Annotated in this window: 16 protein-coding genes and 1 riboswitch; of the genes, 10 read left to right on the top strand and 6 right to left on the bottom strand. The window is 72.3% G+C overall.

Annotation, left to right across the window (positions count from 1 at the left end):
- Positions 1-65: 65 nt before the first annotated feature.
- A riboswitch (glycine riboswitch) is annotated at positions 66-157 on the bottom strand.
- Between the two features lie 178 nt (positions 158-335).
- Positions 336-1202 (top strand): hypothetical protein, encoded by an 867-nt coding sequence (locus tag QEZ54_RS32530; RefSeq protein WP_281308592.1) that lies wholly within the window; start codon positions 336-338, stop codon positions 1200-1202.
- A 21-nt stretch (positions 1203-1223) separates the two neighbouring features.
- Here QEZ54_RS32530 and QEZ54_RS32525 read toward each other — a convergent pair whose 3' ends face one another.
- The 3 genes from QEZ54_RS32525 to QEZ54_RS32515 all read right to left on the bottom strand — a co-directional run bounded on the left by QEZ54_RS32525 (position 1224) and on the right by QEZ54_RS32515 (position 3691).
- Complete coding sequence (locus QEZ54_RS32525; protein WP_281308591.1) at positions 1224-2192, bottom strand: zinc-binding dehydrogenase; 969 nt, start codon at positions 2190-2192, stop codon at positions 1224-1226.
- Positions 2193-2457: 265 nt separating this feature from the next.
- Positions 2458-2925, bottom strand: a complete 468-nt coding sequence (locus QEZ54_RS32520; protein ID WP_281308590.1) for an NUDIX domain-containing protein — start codon at positions 2923-2925, stop codon at positions 2458-2460.
- Positions 2926-3040: 115 nt separating this feature from the next.
- A complete protein-coding gene (locus QEZ54_RS32515) occupies positions 3041-3691 on the bottom strand; it encodes a hypothetical protein (RefSeq protein WP_281308589.1) in 651 nt (216 codons plus the stop codon).
- A gap of 311 nt (positions 3692-4002) precedes the next feature.
- Here QEZ54_RS32515 and QEZ54_RS32510 point away from each other — a divergent pair, with 311 nt between their 5' ends.
- The 5 genes from QEZ54_RS32510 to QEZ54_RS32490 all read left to right on the top strand — a co-directional run bounded on the left by QEZ54_RS32510 (position 4003) and on the right by QEZ54_RS32490 (position 8538).
- On the top strand, positions 4003-4272 hold the full coding sequence (locus QEZ54_RS32510; RefSeq protein WP_281308588.1) for a hypothetical protein: 270 nt from the start codon (positions 4003-4005) through the stop codon (positions 4270-4272).
- 94 nt (positions 4273-4366) lie between these two features.
- Positions 4367-5371, top strand: a complete 1005-nt coding sequence (gene mgrA, locus QEZ54_RS32505; RefSeq protein ID WP_281308587.1) for an L-glyceraldehyde 3-phosphate reductase — start codon at positions 4367-4369, stop codon at positions 5369-5371.
- A gap of 159 nt (positions 5372-5530) precedes the next feature.
- Positions 5531-6241, top strand: coding sequence for a nucleotidyltransferase domain-containing protein (locus QEZ54_RS32500; protein ID WP_281308586.1), 711 nt, complete (start codon positions 5531-5533; stop codon positions 6239-6241).
- A 45-nt stretch (positions 6242-6286) separates the two neighbouring features.
- Entirely contained in the window at positions 6287-7780 is a 1494-nt protein-coding gene (locus QEZ54_RS32495) for a PQQ-binding-like beta-propeller repeat protein (RefSeq protein ID WP_281308614.1), read from the top strand.
- The gene (locus QEZ54_RS32490) at positions 7777-8538 is read left to right on the top strand and encodes a nucleotidyltransferase domain-containing protein (RefSeq protein ID WP_281308585.1); all 762 of its coding nucleotides are present in this window, start codon (positions 7777-7779) and stop codon (positions 8536-8538) included. The genes QEZ54_RS32495 and QEZ54_RS32490 overlap by 4 nt, the downstream gene beginning before the upstream one ends.
- A 73-nt stretch (positions 8539-8611) precedes the next feature.
- Here QEZ54_RS32490 and QEZ54_RS32485 read toward each other — a convergent pair whose 3' ends face one another.
- Positions 8612-8794 (bottom strand): hypothetical protein, encoded by a 183-nt coding sequence (locus QEZ54_RS32485; RefSeq protein ID WP_281308584.1) that lies wholly within the window; start codon positions 8792-8794, stop codon positions 8612-8614.
- A gap of 122 nt (positions 8795-8916) precedes the next feature.
- The gene (locus QEZ54_RS32480) at positions 8917-9633 is read right to left on the bottom strand and encodes a DUF72 domain-containing protein (RefSeq protein ID WP_281308583.1); all 717 of its coding nucleotides are present in this window, start codon (positions 9631-9633) and stop codon (positions 8917-8919) included.
- Positions 9634-9671: 38 nt separating this feature from the next.
- Here QEZ54_RS32480 and QEZ54_RS32475 point away from each other — a divergent pair, with 38 nt between their 5' ends.
- From QEZ54_RS32475 to QEZ54_RS32465, 3 genes are all read left to right on the top strand, one after another.
- Entirely contained in the window at positions 9672-10439 is a 768-nt protein-coding gene (locus QEZ54_RS32475) for a GNAT family N-acetyltransferase (protein WP_281308582.1), read from the top strand.
- A 69-nt stretch (positions 10440-10508) separates the two neighbouring features.
- Entirely contained in the window at positions 10509-12620 is a 2112-nt protein-coding gene (locus tag QEZ54_RS32470) for an alpha-galactosidase (protein ID WP_281308581.1), read from the top strand.
- Between the two features lie 57 nt (positions 12621-12677).
- Positions 12678-13028, top strand: a complete 351-nt coding sequence (locus QEZ54_RS32465; protein WP_281308580.1) for a VOC family protein — start codon at positions 12678-12680, stop codon at positions 13026-13028.
- Between the two features lie 168 nt (positions 13029-13196).
- Here QEZ54_RS32465 and QEZ54_RS32460 read toward each other — a convergent pair whose 3' ends face one another.
- The gene (locus QEZ54_RS32460) at positions 13197-13688 is read right to left on the bottom strand and encodes an Hsp20/alpha crystallin family protein (protein WP_281308579.1); all 492 of its coding nucleotides are present in this window, start codon (positions 13686-13688) and stop codon (positions 13197-13199) included.
- A gap of 314 nt (positions 13689-14002) precedes the next feature.
- Here QEZ54_RS32460 and QEZ54_RS32455 point away from each other — a divergent pair, with 314 nt between their 5' ends.
- Complete coding sequence (locus QEZ54_RS32455) at positions 14003-14983, top strand: serine hydrolase domain-containing protein (RefSeq protein WP_281308578.1); 981 nt, start codon at positions 14003-14005, stop codon at positions 14981-14983.
- Positions 14984-15010: the final 27 nt, after the last annotated feature.

Below are 15010 nucleotides of genomic sequence, written 5' to 3'. Positions count from 1 at the left end.
CCCCTCTGTCACAGGCGAGGCTCGCAAGCCTCGCCTCGGCGGTCGCGCCTGAGTTCCAGAGTCGCCATGCCCGTACGGTTCGGGTGCCTGAGAGGTTCCGGGGAGGAATTGCCCCTTCGGCGCCGCGCTCGCGCGCGGACTCTCCCACACGGGTGTGCCGGCAACGATCACGCTACCAGCACCCTGGGGGCAGCACCGTAACCTGGGCCACTGTCGGACCGGCTCGCCAGCCCCGAAGGTCCCACCAGCCCCACCCGAACGACGGACCACTGTGGGAAGCTTCCAGCAACGCGTTCGTCACGACGGGTAGCCACCGCGGCGTACGATGCTGGTCGATGAACACTCCCGAACCGGCAGCAGGCCCCTCGACACTGCCGCGGCGGCTCAAGCGGATGTCCAAGGCGCCACTGGTGCGGATCGCGGTGACCACCTTCAGCGCCATAGCGCTGGTCGTCGGATTCGCCAACGACATGTTCGGTCTGCTCGCAGACGATCCGCCGCCGCCCGCCTCGGCCACCGCGCTGGACCTCGAACGAAAGGCGCTGCTGCTGGCGCAGGAGTGGCCTTTCCAGAAGAGCATGTCGCTGCGGGACCCGGCGTCGGGCGGCACGGACGCCACCCGGATCGGCTGGAGTTCGATGCTGTCGATCGCGAACACCAGCGCCACACCGATCGTCGTCAACGATGTCGAGACGGTATTCCCCCAGGTCTCCGGCGCGGAACTACGCCGGGTGGACCGGGCCAACGCCGTGACCGTGTACGCCGACCGGGGCGACTGGATCACCGTCAACGAGATCAAGGACGACCAGGAGCGCGCCGACGCCCGATTCAAGCGCAGTCAGCCGCTACCGCTGATCCTGCAGCCCGGCCGGCGCATCCTCATCGAGTACGAGCAGGCCTTCGAGTTCTGGCTCGGCGGCACGCGGCAGACCTTCGCGACCACGGACGACGAACAGCTGGTGCGCGCCGTCGCCGTACTGGTACCCATGCGGCAGCTCGCCGAGGACCAGCTGCAGTGCCCGTTCGGCGAGCGGTTCGACACCGTGGTGCGCACCGCCAACGGCGAGATCCACAAGCCGGTCCGCTACGTGCTGCTGGTCGCCGGATGCGCCGTGATCATCCGCGACGACGACAGGGCGAGGATGCTCGACGAGGACGACCCGCTCGGCGACGGCTTCCCCGACCTGGAACCGACTCCGTGACCGCCGTCGCGCCACGCCGCGTCACGGCAGCAGGACGACCTTGCCGACCGTGGCGCGACTCTCCAGCGCGCGGTGTGCGGCCGCCGCCTCGGCCAGCGGGAACCCGGTCACCGCGGGGGTGAGCCACCCCTCGGCCGCCTCGCGCAGCGCCTGCTCCTCCAGGTCGCGCAGCGGGCGGACCATTCCCGGGCCGAGGGCCGAACTCGCGGTGATGCCCCGGGTGTACAGGTCAGCCGTGGTGATCTCGGTGGCGGCGCCCGCGGACCAGCCGCAGATCACGAAGCGCCCGCCCGGCGCCAGCAGCTCGAGTGCCGCCCGGCCGGCCTGGCCGCCCACCCCGTCGATGACCAGCGTCACCCGCCGCTCCCCCAGCTCCGCGCGTACCTTCTCCGGCCAGCCCGGGTCGGTGTAGTCGAGCGCCGTGTCGGCGCCGTTGCGCAGCACCTGGTCGACCTTGGCCGGGCCGCCCGCGACGCCGACGACGTGGGCGCCCGCCCGCTGGGCCGCCTGCACGAACAGGGTGCCCAGGCCGCCCGCGGCGGCGGTGACCAGGACGGTGTCCGCGCTGGTGGGGGCGGCGCGGTCGAGCACGCTGACGGCGGTGCGGCCGGTGCCGATCATCGCGACCGCCGTCCGGGCGGACAGGTGGTCGGGGATCGGGTGCAGGGACGCGGCGGCGGCGACGGCGCGCTCGGCGTACCCGCCGCTGGTCAGGCCGAGGTGTACGACCACGCGGCGGCCCAGCCAGCCCGGGTCCGCGCCCGGGCCGGTCGCGACCACCCGGCCCGCCACCTCACGGCCCGGGGTCATCGGCAGCGCGGGCAGCGGAAACGGCGTGGCGCCGCCGCGCCTGACCGTCGTATCGATGAGGTGCACCCCGGCCGCCTCCACCTGGACCACCACCTGGCCCTGCCCTGGCGTCGGGTCGGGCACCTGCTCGAACCGCAGGTTCTCGGCCGGGCCGAACTCGTACTGGCGGATGGCGCGCATGGTGCTCCTCGGGTCTCGCAAGCCGTGCCACCCGGCGCGATGGCGCCGGGTGCCCGCCGACGACGCTAAAACCTCAACCGCGCTTCAGGTCAAGCACCGCCCCGGGGACCTCCGGCGCACCGCGCACACGCCGGTTCCGGCCCGCGGCAGCGATCTCTGCGCAAGATCGGCGGCTCAGGCCAGTTCCGCACCTGTAAGCCCATGAATCGACCTCAGCCGCCGATCACCACAGCAGGCAGCTGGACGATCGCGGCGTGCGGTCGCCTCAGTGGTATGGCAGGTAGACGGGGCGGCCGTCGCGGCGGGCGGCGAGCGCGGCCGGCAGCCGGCGCGACGAGTTCTCGGCGAGCATGCCGGCGGCCGCATCCGGTGCGTAGAAGCCCAGCTGGGCTATCTCGGTCGAGTCCGCGGCGGCACCGGCCGCGGCGACCGTGCCGCCGTCGAACAGGAAGTGGACCATGGCGCGGGAGCGGTGTCCCTGCGGCGCCGCCCAGTCGACCAGCAGCAGCGACCCGACCTCGGCGGCCAGCCCGGCCTCCTCGGCCAGCTCGCGCGCGGCGGCGACGTGCGGCTGCTCGCCCGCCTCGACGATCCCGCCGGGGAACGACCAGTGGTCGCGGTAGGTCGCCTTCACCAGCAGGACGCGGCCTTCGGCGTCGGTGACCAGGGCACTGGCCGACACGTGGAAGGTCGGCAGGCTCTGGTACCACAGCGCTGGATCGATCCAGGTCACCGCGCCAGCGTACTGCCGCGACGGCCGGGAGTACGGCAGGAGCGGCGCGTCGGGGTCGCGCCGCCGCACCGGGCACGGGCGGCCGACGGTCGGCGGCCGCCCGCAGGAGCCCGGCCTACTTGCCGCCGAGCTTGGACATCGCGTCCTTGCCGTCCTTGACGGCCTTCTTCGAGGACTCCGTCTCGGTGAGGTCGCCGACCTGGGCGATCAGCTCCTTCAGGTTCTCGATGAAGCGGTCGCGCACCTTGTCCTTGGAGCCGGAGGCCGCCGAGTGCTTCTCGCGCGCGGCGCTGGTGTGCGAGCCACCGGTCGAGCGGTGGTGGCTGCCCGAGCCCTTCACCCAGGCCAGCGACTGCTTGGTCAGGGCCTTGAGCTGCCGCACCGGCTTGGCGTCGGAGTCGTCGACCTCCTCGACCGAGGAGTCCGGCAGGGCCTGGACGGCCTCCATGGTGAGCACCTCGAGGGGCTTCTTGCAGTCCCCCTTCTTGTCGGTGCGCTTGCCCTCGCAGCGGTCGATCGTGTCACCGGTCGCCGCGGTGCTCAGGTACTGGGAGCAGGTGACGATGGCGCAGGTGGGGAAGCCGCTCAGGGCGTCGTCGTCCTTGGCCCACACCAGCTTCGTGTCGCACTTGGGGCAGGCCTGGGCGCGGCGCATCTCCTCCTCGGTCAGTGTGAGGATCTTGAACTTCCCGCACGTGGTGCACTTGAACACCTTGTTGGGGTACTCGGGCTCTTCGAACTCGTCGTCCGAGCCGTACGTCATCATGGCTGCCTCCTTCGGCTTGGCGGTTCCCGCGTGTTTCCGACGAAGACAAGAGACCCGGCGCGCGGCGCCTGATACCTGATGTCAACTGCCCGTCACTCCACGTGCGCTCGCCCCCGGGCGCCGGGCGACCCGTTCGTGCAGTTTCTTCGAAACTGCACGAAAGCCGGCGGTGATTCCCGCAGTCTCCCCGAAACTGCAGCGGTCCAGCCCAGGCACGGCGCGGCCTATCCGCAGGCAGGGGACGCGCGGCCTTGCGCGCGCGGCACGACTGCGACGATTATCGATTCGATACTCATCACTGAGGAGACCCGATGAAACGTCGTATCGCCGTGCTCGCCTTCGCCGCCGCAGGCGTCGCGTCCGTCCTCGCCCCCGTCGGCGGGTCCGGCACGGTCAGCACCTACCCCAGCTGCCCCGCCAACTACAAGTGCGGCTGGCTCTACTACGCCGATGCCGCGCACACCCGGCTGCAGGGCGGCCACACCACCAACTGCGAGGGCACCATCCTGGACTGGGGCATCAAGGCCGGCTACTCGGTCTACATCAGCGAGAAGTGCGTCGACCTCCCGCCGGAGGCCTGACCGGCGGCCGCCGCCCCGACTCCGCCTCCACGGCTGAAATGGCAGCGGGACGGGCATGATCCCGTCGGCATTCGCCGCCAGTAGGGTGATCTCCATGACGTACGTGGCAGAAGCGAAGCGGTACGACCGGATGATCTACCGCCGTTCCGGGCGCAGCGGCCTGAAGCTGCCGGCGATCTCCCTCGGCCTGTGGCACAACTTCGGGCACGAGCGCCCCTGGCAGCGGCAGACCGAGATCGTCCGGCGCGCCTTCGACCTCGGCATCACCCACTTCGACCTGGCGAACAACTACGGCCCGCCCCCGGGCGCGGCCGAGGAGAACTTCGGCCGGATGCTGGCCACCGACCTGAAGCCGTACCGCGACGAGCTGGTCATCGCGACCAAGGCCGGGTACGACATGTGGCCCGGCCCGTACGGCGAGTGGGGTTCGCGCAAGTACCTGACCGCCTCGCTGGACCAGTCGCTCAAGCGCATGGGCCTGGACTACGTCGACGTCTTCTACTCGCACCGCTTCGACCCGGAGACCCCGCTCGAGGAGACGATGGGCGCGCTGGACGCGGCGGTCCGCGCGGGCAAGGCCCTCTACGTGGGCATCTCGTCCTACACCTCCGAGCAGACTCGACGCGCGGCGGCGATCCTCAAGGACCTGGGCACTCCTCTGCTGATCCACCAGCCCTCGTACTCGATGATCAACCGGTGGACCGAGCGGGACAGCCTGCTGGACACGCTTGAGGAGGTCGGCGCGGGCTGCATCGCGTTCTCGCCGCTGGCCCAGGGCCTGCTCACCGACCGATACCTGCACGGGGTGCCGGACGACTCGCGCATCCGCACCAGCCGGTTCCTCAACGAGGACGCGCTGACGCCGAGCAACCGCGCCAAGGTCGAGGGCCTGAACGCGGTCGCGTCCCGGCGCGGGCAGTCGCTGGCGCAGCTCGCGCTGGCCTGGGCGCTGCGCGACGAGCGGATGACCTCGCTGGTCATCGGCGCCTCCAGCGTCAAGCAGCTGGAGGACAACGTCGCCGCCCTGGACGACCTGTCGTTCACCGACGCCGAACTCGCCGAGATCGACCGCTTCGCCACCGAGGCCGAGATCGCCTGACCGTCCCGCCCGGCCGCCATCGCGGCCAAGGTCATCCAAGTTGCCGGGCGATCGGGGGTATCGCACGCTGTATACGCCCGATCGCCCGGCAACTTGAACGACCAACGCGCCTGACAACTCGCGTGATCAAGGGGCGGGTGGTGCGCTAGCCTGCGCGGCATGGATGCGGGGCATGGGCTGGTCGAGCGGTACACGATCCTGTCGGTGGTCGTGGGGTCGCGGGCGTACGGGCTGGACGGGCCCGGCTCCGACACCGACCGCCGAGGCGTGTACGCGGCGCCGACCAGGCTGTTCTGGCATCTCGACAAGCCGCCCACGCACGTCGAAGGACCTCGCCACGAGGAGTTCTCGTGGGAGGTGGAGCGGCTGTGCGCGCTGGCGCTGACCGCGAACCCGACCGTGCTGGAGTGCCTGTGGTCGCCGCTGGTCGAGCGGATCACCCCGGCCGGGCAGCGGCTGCTCGCGGTCCGGGAGGCTTTCCTGTCGCGGCGGGCCGCCGACACGTACGGGCGCTACGCCGCCGACCAGTTCGCGAAGCTGACCGGCCACTTCGACCGTACCGGCGAGGTGCGGTGGAAGCAGGCGATGCACATGCTGCGGCTGCTGCGGGCGGGCGCGCACGTGCTGCGTACCGGGCAGGTGCTGGTGGAGGTGCGGGACGAGCGCGAGCTGCTGCTGTCGGTCAAGCGCGGCGAGCTGCCGTTCGAGCGGGTGCGGGAGCTGGCCCGGGAGCGCACGGAGCAGCTGGCGGCCGCGGCCGCCGCGCCGGTGCTGCCGGTCGAGCCGGACCGGGCCGCGGTCGACGCGTTCCTGGCGGGGGTACGCGAGGAGGGGCTCGACTCCGCCGAACCGGCAGTTCGGCCGATCTGAATCGATGATCGGCAACGGCGCGCCGTCGTCGATACTTACGCGGTGATGCGACCCGTCGGCCGCCGATTCTCCCTGCTCGCCGCAGCCCTGCTGGCATTGGCCGTGTCCGCGTGCGACACGGCGCCGCCCGAACCGGCGTTCGTGGCCGCGCCGAGCGGCCCGGCCGTGCCGGTCCCGTCCCCGGCGCCGCCCGCGTTCACCGGCTGGTCGGATCCGGCGCTGGCGGGCAAGCCGTGGGGTGACAAGGTCGAGGGTCTGCTCACGTTCCGGGGCAACCCGACCCGCACCTTCTACGGCACCGGGCCGATGCCGCGCGGCAAGCCGGTGCAGCGGTGGAAGTTCCCGGACCAGCCGATGTGCAAGGAGTCCAGCGACGAGCACGGCGTGCGGCTGTGGTGCGGCATGGGCTGGACCGGCCAGCCGGCCGTGTTCGAGCGCGACGGCCGCACCTGGGTGGTGTTCGGCGCGTACGACGGCAAGCTGCACTTCGTCGACGGGAAGACCGGGCGGCGGATCCTGCCCGACTTTCCGACCGGCGACATCATCAAGGGCTCGGTGACGGTCGACCCGGACGGCTTCCCGCTGCTGTACTCCGGCTCGCGCGACAACTACTTCAGGGTCATCGCCATGGACCGGAGCAAGCCGGTGGAGCTGTGGAAGCTCTCGGCGTACGACGTGAAGCCGGTGATGTGGAACAACGACTGGGACAGCTCGCCGATCATCATCGACGATTACCTGTTCGAGGGCGGCGAGAACAGCCAGTTCCACATCGTGAAGCTGAACCGGGGCTATGACGCGAACGGGAAGGTCACCGTCGCGCCGAAGCTGGTCTGGCACACGCCGGGCTGGGACGCCCAGCTGCTCAAGGACGCCGGACACGACACGGTGTCGATCGAGAACTCGGTCAACGTCACCGGCAGCGCCATCTACTTCGCCAACTCGGCGGGGCTGGTGCAGGGCTGGGACGTCAGCGGGCTGAAGGAGGGCCGGATGCCGACCCGTACGCTGCGGTTCTGGACCGGCGACGACACCGACGCGTCGATCGTCTCCGACGGCGACGGGATGCTGTACGTCGGTTCGCAGTACGAGAAGGGCAACAAGAGGTCGAAGGAGATGGGCCAGATGATGAAGCTGGACCCGGGCAAGCCCGACGACCCGGTGGTGTGGAAGATCGACGATCACGACACGAATCCCGGGGGCGTCTACAGCACGGTCGCGCTGCACAAGGACATCGTCGTCTGGGGCACGCACACCGGCTACCTGGTCGGCGTCGACCGGGCCACGGGCGCGGTGCGCTGGCGGTACCACGTCGCGGGCATGGGCCACGGCTCGCCGGTGATCGTCGACGACGTCCTGGTCATCGGCGACTGCAGCCAGGGCTACCTGCACGCCTTCGACGTCGCCGACACCGCGGTCGCGCCGAAGCCGCTGTGGCAGACCAAGCCCGGCGCCTGCATCGAGTCCACCCCGGCGGTCTGGGACGGGACGCTCTACGTCGGCACCCGGGGCGGGTACCTGCACTCCTTGGCGCTGCGATGACCACGGTCGTGCCCGCCTGGACCGGCGACGTGGTCGCCGAGCAGCCGTACCCGATGGTCTTCGCGACCGTCAGCGGCGCCCACCTCTACGGCTTCGCCTCGGTCGACTCCGATGTCGACCTGCGCGGAGCGCACCTGCTGCCGCCGCGCGAGCTGGTCGGCCTGCGCCACGGCCCGGAGACGCTGTCGCACACCGGCGACCGCGCCGGGGTGGAGCTGGACCTGGTCACGCACGACCTGGCCAAGAGCTGCCGCCTGCTGCTGCGCCGCAGCGGCGACGTGCTGGAGCAGGTCACGTCCCCGCTGGTGATCCACACCTCCGAGACGCACGCCGAGCTGCTGTCGCTGGTCCCGGGCTGCGTCTCCACCGGCTACGCCGACCACTACCTCGGCTTCGCCACCTCGTCGCAGCTGCTGTTCACCAAGACGAACAAGCTCAAGCCCGCGCTGTACCTGCTCCGGGTGCTGTGCACCGGCCTGCACCTGATGCGCACCGGCACGGTCCAGGCCGACCTGACCCTGCTGTACGGCGACTGCGACCTGCCGTACGTGCCGGACCTGATCGCGGCCAAGCGCGAGGGCGAGCACCGGGTGCTCGGCACGGACGCGGGCCTGCCCGGCCCGGACCGGATCCTGGCCGACACGGCCCGGCTGCGCGAGCAGCTGAACCAGGCCAAGGCCGACGCGAAGCTGCCCGCCCAGCCGACCGCCGCCGACGCCCTGCACGACCTGGTCGTCCGCGCCCGCCTGGGCCTCTGACGTCCCACGGGCACAGAAAAGGCGGTGTGCACCACGGGGGCGTGCACACCGCCCGATCAGGGGGCGCCGGGGGTCAGCGGCGGCCGCGCCAGGACCGCCCGCGCACGTAGGTGCCCGCACCGGCCATGTGCAGGGCCAGGAACAGCAGGCCCGCGGTGACCAGGGTGCCGGGCGTGAGCAGGCTGCCGATGCTCTCGTTCACGAGGTCCAGCAGCAGCGCGAGGCCGAACAGGATCGCGGCGATGACGGCGAACATCTTTATCTCCCGAGGGGTGACGGTCGAATCCTGCCCCGTGGATGACCCACCCGCCCCACCCCTAAACCTGAGAGAAAGGAAGGGCCCCTTCTTATCGCTTTACGTAGAGGAAGGGCCCCTTGTTAACCCGCGAGGGAGGTGAAGGCGCGGGCATCGGCGATCGCGGCGGCGTGGGGGTCGTTGTTGAAGTAGACGTACACAGGGTGGTCGCCGAAAGTGTCCTGGAGGCGGCCTTGCCAGGTGCGCAGGGCGGTGCGGCCGTAGCGGGGGCGGGGCTGGGCGCGGCCCTCGTGCAGGCGCAGGTAGCCGAAGTCGGCGGTACGCCACAGCGGGGTCTGCGGCCGCCCCAGCCGGTCGGCCCAGCACAGCGCGGCGCCGTGGCCTTCCAGCACCGCCCGGACCGCATCGTTCCACCAGGACGGATGCCGGGGCTCGACCGCGACCCGCCGCCCCTCGGGAAAGTGGCGCAGCGTATCGGCCAGCGCGGCCGGGTCGGCGCGCATCGTCGGCGGCAGCTGCAGCAGCACCGGGCCGAGCCGGTCGCCCAGGCCCGCGACCGCGTCGAGGAACCGGCGCACCGGCTCGGCCGGGTCGCGCAGCCGCCGGATGTGGGTCAGGTAGCGGCTGGCCTTGACCGCCACGGTGAACCCGGACGGCGTCTGCTCGCGCCAGGCGGTGAAGACGCCGCGCTGCGGCAGCCGGTAGAAGACGCTGTTGACCTCGACGGTCGGGAACTCGGCGGCGTAGTGGGCCAGCCATTGGCGCTGCGGCAGGCCGGGCGGGTAGAACGGGCCGCGCCAGTCGCGGTACTGCCAGCCGGAGGTGCCGACCAGGATCACCTTTCCAGTCTGCGCCCCGGCTGTGTGATCATCGGCTGATGCCGGTACACAGCGTGCACGATCGAGCGGAACTGGCCGAACTGCTGGGGCGGGACCCGGCCCGGTACGCGTACCAGCTCGGTGATCTGGACGACTTCTTCTGGCCGTACACCACCTGGTATCGGCGCGGCGACGCGCTCGCGCTGGTCTACCACGGCGGCGGCCTGCCCACCCTGCTCGCCTTCGACCCCGACGGCCCCGGCACGGTCGCGCCGCTGCTGCGCGACCTGCTGCCGCTGCTGCCGGGCCGCCTCTACGCGCACCTGTCCCCCGGCGCCGAGTCGGAGCTGGCCGCGGCCTACCGGCTCGAACCCGGCGGTCCGCACCTGAAGATGGCGCTGACCGACCCGGCCGCCCTGGCCGCCGCCGAGCCGCTCGGCGACGTGCTCGGCCCCGGCGACCTGCCGGAGCTGTCGGAGCTGTACGACGCCGCGTACCCCGGCAACTGGTTCGACCGGCGCATGCTGGAGACCGGCCAGTACGTCGGGGTGCGCCGCGACGGCCGCCTGGCCGCCGTGGCCGGGATCCACGTCTGGTCCCCGGCGTACCGGGTCAGCGCGCTGGGCAACGTCACCACCCGGCCGGAGCTGCGCGGACAGGGCCTGGCCAGGGGCGTGGTCGCCGCGCTGTGCCGCCGCCTGCGCGAGACCGTCGACCACGTGACCCTGAACGTGCACGCCGGCAACGCGGCCGCGCTGGCCCTATACGACCGCCTCGGCTTCACCCCGATCGCCGAGTACGGCGAGTTCACCTGCTCCGCGCGTTGACGGGGTCGGGCCCGTCCTCCTAGGCTCTGGCTCGCCGATGTTGGATCACGTTTGATCGGGTGTGAATCTGTGCCTGCCTCTGCCGACCTGATCGTGCTGCGCGCCGCCGGAGTGGGCCTCGCCCTGGACGCCACCGGCACCGGGCTGCCCCGGGTGCTGCACTGGGGCGCCGACCTCGGCGAGGACGCGCTGGATCTGCTCGCGGCGGCGCAGCCGGTGTACCCGAACCAGCCGCTGGGCGCCCCGCTGCTGCCCACCCAGGCCGACCGCTGGGCCGGGCAGCCCGCGCTGGCCGGGCACCGCGACGGCACGTACCCGCACCTGCGGCTGCTGCGCACCGAGCCGGTCGCGGCCATGGTCGACCCGGCCGGGGGCGGCACGGTGACCGTGCACGCCACCGACGAGGCGGCCGGGGTGCGGCTGCGTACGGAGATCGAGCTCGGGGCGCAGGGCGTGCTGCGGATGCGGCACGCGGTGACGAGCACCGACGCGGGGACGTACACGGTGGACGGGCTGCTGTGCCTGCTGCCGGTGCCCGCCGACGCGGTCGAGGTGCTGGACTTCACCGGGCGCTGGTCGCGCGAGCGGGTGCCGCAGCGTACGGCGTTCGGGCACCAGGCGGTCGCGCACGAGAGCCGCCGGGGCCGCACCGGCTTCGACGCCCCGCCGTTCTTCGCCGCCGGTACGGCCGCCTTCGGGTTCCGGCACGGGCAGGTGTGGGGCGTGCACGTGGGCTGGAGCGGCGACCACACGCAGCTCGCCCAGCGGACCGTCGACGGCGACGGCGTGCTCGGCGGCGGTGAGCTGCTCGGCGCCGGCGAGATCCGGCTCGGCGACGGTGAGACGTACACGACCCCCTGGGTCTACTTCTGCCACTCGCCGTCCGGACTGGACGGCCTGTCCGACGCGATGCACGCCTGGCTGCGCGCCCGCGACACCCATCCGCGCACGCCCCGGCCGGTCACCCTCAACACCTGGGAGGCCGTCTACTTCGACCACGACCTGACCCGCCTCACCGCGCTCGCACGCACCGCCGCCGAGCTGGGCGTCGAGCGGTTCGTGCTCGACGACGGCTGGTTCCTGGGCCGCCGCGACGACACCGCCGGGCTCGGCGACTGGCATGTGGACCCGACGGTATGGCCCGACGGCCTGCACCCGCTCGTCGACGAGGTGCGCCGCCTCGGCCTGCAGTTCGGCCTCTGGGTCGAACCCGAGATGATCAATCCGGACTCCGACCTGGCCCGCGCCCACCCCGACTGGTACCTCGCGACGCCTGACCGGCTGCCCGCCAACTGGCGCCACCAGCAGGTGCTCGACCTGGCCCGCCCCGAGGTGTGGGCGCACCTGCTCCAACGGCTCGACGCGCTGGTCACCGAGTACCGGCCCGACTACCTCAAGTGGGACCACAACCGCGACCTGGTCGAAGCCGTCCACGACGGCACCGCCGGGGTGCACGCGCAGACCGCCGCCGCCTACCGGCTGCTCGACGCGCTGCGCGCCCGCCACCCGCACCTGGAGATCGAGTCCTGCTCCTCCGGCGGCGCCCGCGTCGACCTCGGCATCCTGTCGCGCACCGACCGGGTATGGGCCTCGGACAACAACGACCCGCTGGAGCGCCAGCACATCCAGCGCTGGACCGCGCTGCTGCTGCCGCCCGAGCTGATGGGCTCCCACGTCGGGCCGCCGGTGTCGCACACCAACGGCCGCGCCGCGAACCTGAGCTTCCGCTGCCTGACCGCGCTGTTCGGGCACGCGGGCATCGAGTGGGACATCACCGGCTGCACCGAGGACGAGCGCGCGCAGCTGTCGGCCTGGATCGGGGCGTACCGGCGGCTGCGGGGGCTGCTCCACTCCGGACGCACCGTCCGCGCCGACCACCCCGACCCGTCCGCCCACCTGTACGGCATCGTGTCCACCGGCGGCGAGCACGCGGTCTTCGCGTACGCCCAGCTCACCGCCAGCGCGTACGAGGGCACCACGCGGCTGCGGCTGCCCGGTCTGGACCCGCTGGCCCGGTACCGCGTCGGCCTCGTGCCCGAACTGCCCGTGCCGAGGATCTGGGCGCAGGACTGGTCGCCGCAGGTCACCCTCACCGGGGCGGCGCTGGCCGGGCACGGGCTCGCCGCGCCGCTGCTGCGCCCGGCCGACGGCTTCGTGCTGGAACTGCACCGGGTCGGCTGAGCGTCACACCGGGCGGCCGTCACGCACTGTCACACCCGGGCGGTATCGTCACCGATCGTGACTAAGATCGGATCGGCGTTCCTGCCCGTCGGTGACCCGGCGGCCGCGTCGGCATGGTTCCAGCGCGCCTTCGGCCTGACCGAGCAGTCCGTGGACAGCTGGTCGGCCGTCCTGCGCGACGGCCACGGCGGCCGGCTCACCCTGCTGGGACCGGCCAGCGGGGTCAAGGCACAGCCCGGACTGCCCTGGGCCACCCACAACCTGATCGTCGACGACCTCGACGCGGTCCACGCGCGCCTGGCCGCCGACGGCCACACCACGACCGAACTGACCGGCGACCCGGGCGTATGCCGCTTCTTCACGGTGCCCGACCTGGACGGAAACGTACTCCTGGTCGTGGACCGCTGACCCTGCCCCGCCCGGCTCCCACCGCGGCTCGCGGCTCGCGGCAGCGGTGGACGGGGCGGTGAAGGGTCGGTGATCCGAAATCGTGGACGCTGGGTGCCGCCATAGCAGCACTCAGCGTCCACGATTTCGGATCATGAGTGGCGCATCCGCGTAGCGGACGCGCCACGGTCACTCTGCGCTTCTGTCGGTGTTGCTGTCGGTGTTGCCGTCGGCGGTCAGCGTGGGAGCGGTTGCGGTCGTGATGGCGACGCGGGTCCCCGGGGTGACCGCATGGGCGCCGGCAATGCGGACCGTGAGCACGCCCGCGTCGTAGCCGGCCTGGACCGCGGCGGCGTCGACATGCGCCGGCAGCCGGAAGGTACGGCGGAACGAGCCGTAGCGGACCTCACGCAGGCCGAAGCCGTCACGCTGCCCGGCACGCTGGTCGCGACGCTCGCCGCTGATCACCAGCCGACCTCGGTCGACCTCGACCGCGACGTCGTTGGCGACGTCCACTCCGGGCAGCTCCACCCGGACCAGCGCGTCGTCGCCGTCACGGGTGACCTCGGCCGCCGGGGTGAAGCCCGCGGTCCGGGCGGGGACGGGGACGTAGGCCTGGCGTACCAGGGCGTCGAACTCGGCGAAGGGGTCGCGCCGGGTCCACAGGGAAAGGGTGCTCATGGCGTTCTCCTCGGGTCGGTCGTCGGCCGTCGTGAACCGACACCAACTTAAAGTTGAGTCGGGTCGACTCAATTCCCGGCCTGGCCTGGTTCCGGTGTGTCGCCTGCCACTCCCCTCCGCTGCCGCTGTCGACCCCGAACGCCGATCTTCGGATCGGAAGTCCGCCGTGATCGCCGACTGTGGTCAGAATGGGGTCGCCAGCGTCGGATGCTGACCCGGGACGCCGATCCTCCGGCTTGACCGGCCCGGCGCAGCCGTGAAGATCGGCCCCTACGCGGCGTCGGACAGGAAGCAGTCGAGAGTTCGGGGGAACGGTGGGCAGCGCGGATCTGGACCGGCGGCTTCGAGGGCTGATCGTCGCCGCCGGGTACGCATCGGCGGAGCGGGTCGTGGTCGGAGTAGACCGCGAGGGCGAGATCACCACCGCGGCCACGCACGGATCGTTCACTGCGGACACTGTGGCGTACACGGCATCGGTGTCCAAGCAGGTCACGGGCGCCTGCCTGGCGCTGCTGGCCCGGCGCGGCGCGCTGGCGCTCGACGACCCGCTGGCCCGCTGGCTGCCGGAGCTGCCCGGCTGGGCCGCCCGGATCCGCCTGGCCCATGTGCTGGCGCACTCGGGCGGACTGCCCGGCGAGGAGCGGCTGTGGCGTGCGATGCGAGCGGCGGGGCAGGCCGACCGGACCACGCCGGGCGTACTGGCGGCGCTGGGTGCGGTCGAGCGGGTGGCGGCACCCGGGCTGGTCCACGGCTACTGCAACTGGGGGTACGTCTGCCTGGCCGAAGTCGCGGCGCGGGCGGCGGGTGAGCCGCTGCCGCTGTTCGCGGGGCGGGAGCTGTTCGGGCCGCTGGGCATGGCCGCGACCGTGCTGTGGTCCGGTCCTGGTCCGGCGCCGCCGGGTGCCACGCCGCTGCCGTCACGGCCCGCGCCGCTGACGCTCGGCGACGGCGGCATGTGGAGCACCGTCGCCGACCTGCTGCGCTGGAACAGGGGCATCGGCGCGGATCAGCTGGGGACGGCGCAGATGCTGCATACGCCGGGGAGGCTGGGGGACGGGACGTCCGTGCCGTATGCGATGGGGGTCGGGCTGCGGACGCATCGGGGCCGGATGCTGCACTCCCACGGCGGCGCCTGGCCCGGCGTGACCGCGAAGCTGGTCCGGATCGCCGGCACCCGCCGCGGCCTGGCCGTACTCGCGCTGGCCGACGGCGTCGACCGGATGGTCGCCCTCACCGACGCCCTCACCGAACTGCTGCTGGAGGACGACGCCCCTGACGGGGCACGCCCGGCCTGAGCCGGACGCGCCCCGGCTGTGCGAGGT

Origin of the sequence: Catellatospora sp. KI3 (assembly GCF_029948125.1) — a bacterium.
Lineage (GTDB): Bacteria > Actinomycetota > Actinomycetes > Mycobacteriales > Micromonosporaceae > Catellatospora.
This window is presented reverse-complemented; position numbering and strand designations above follow the sequence as displayed.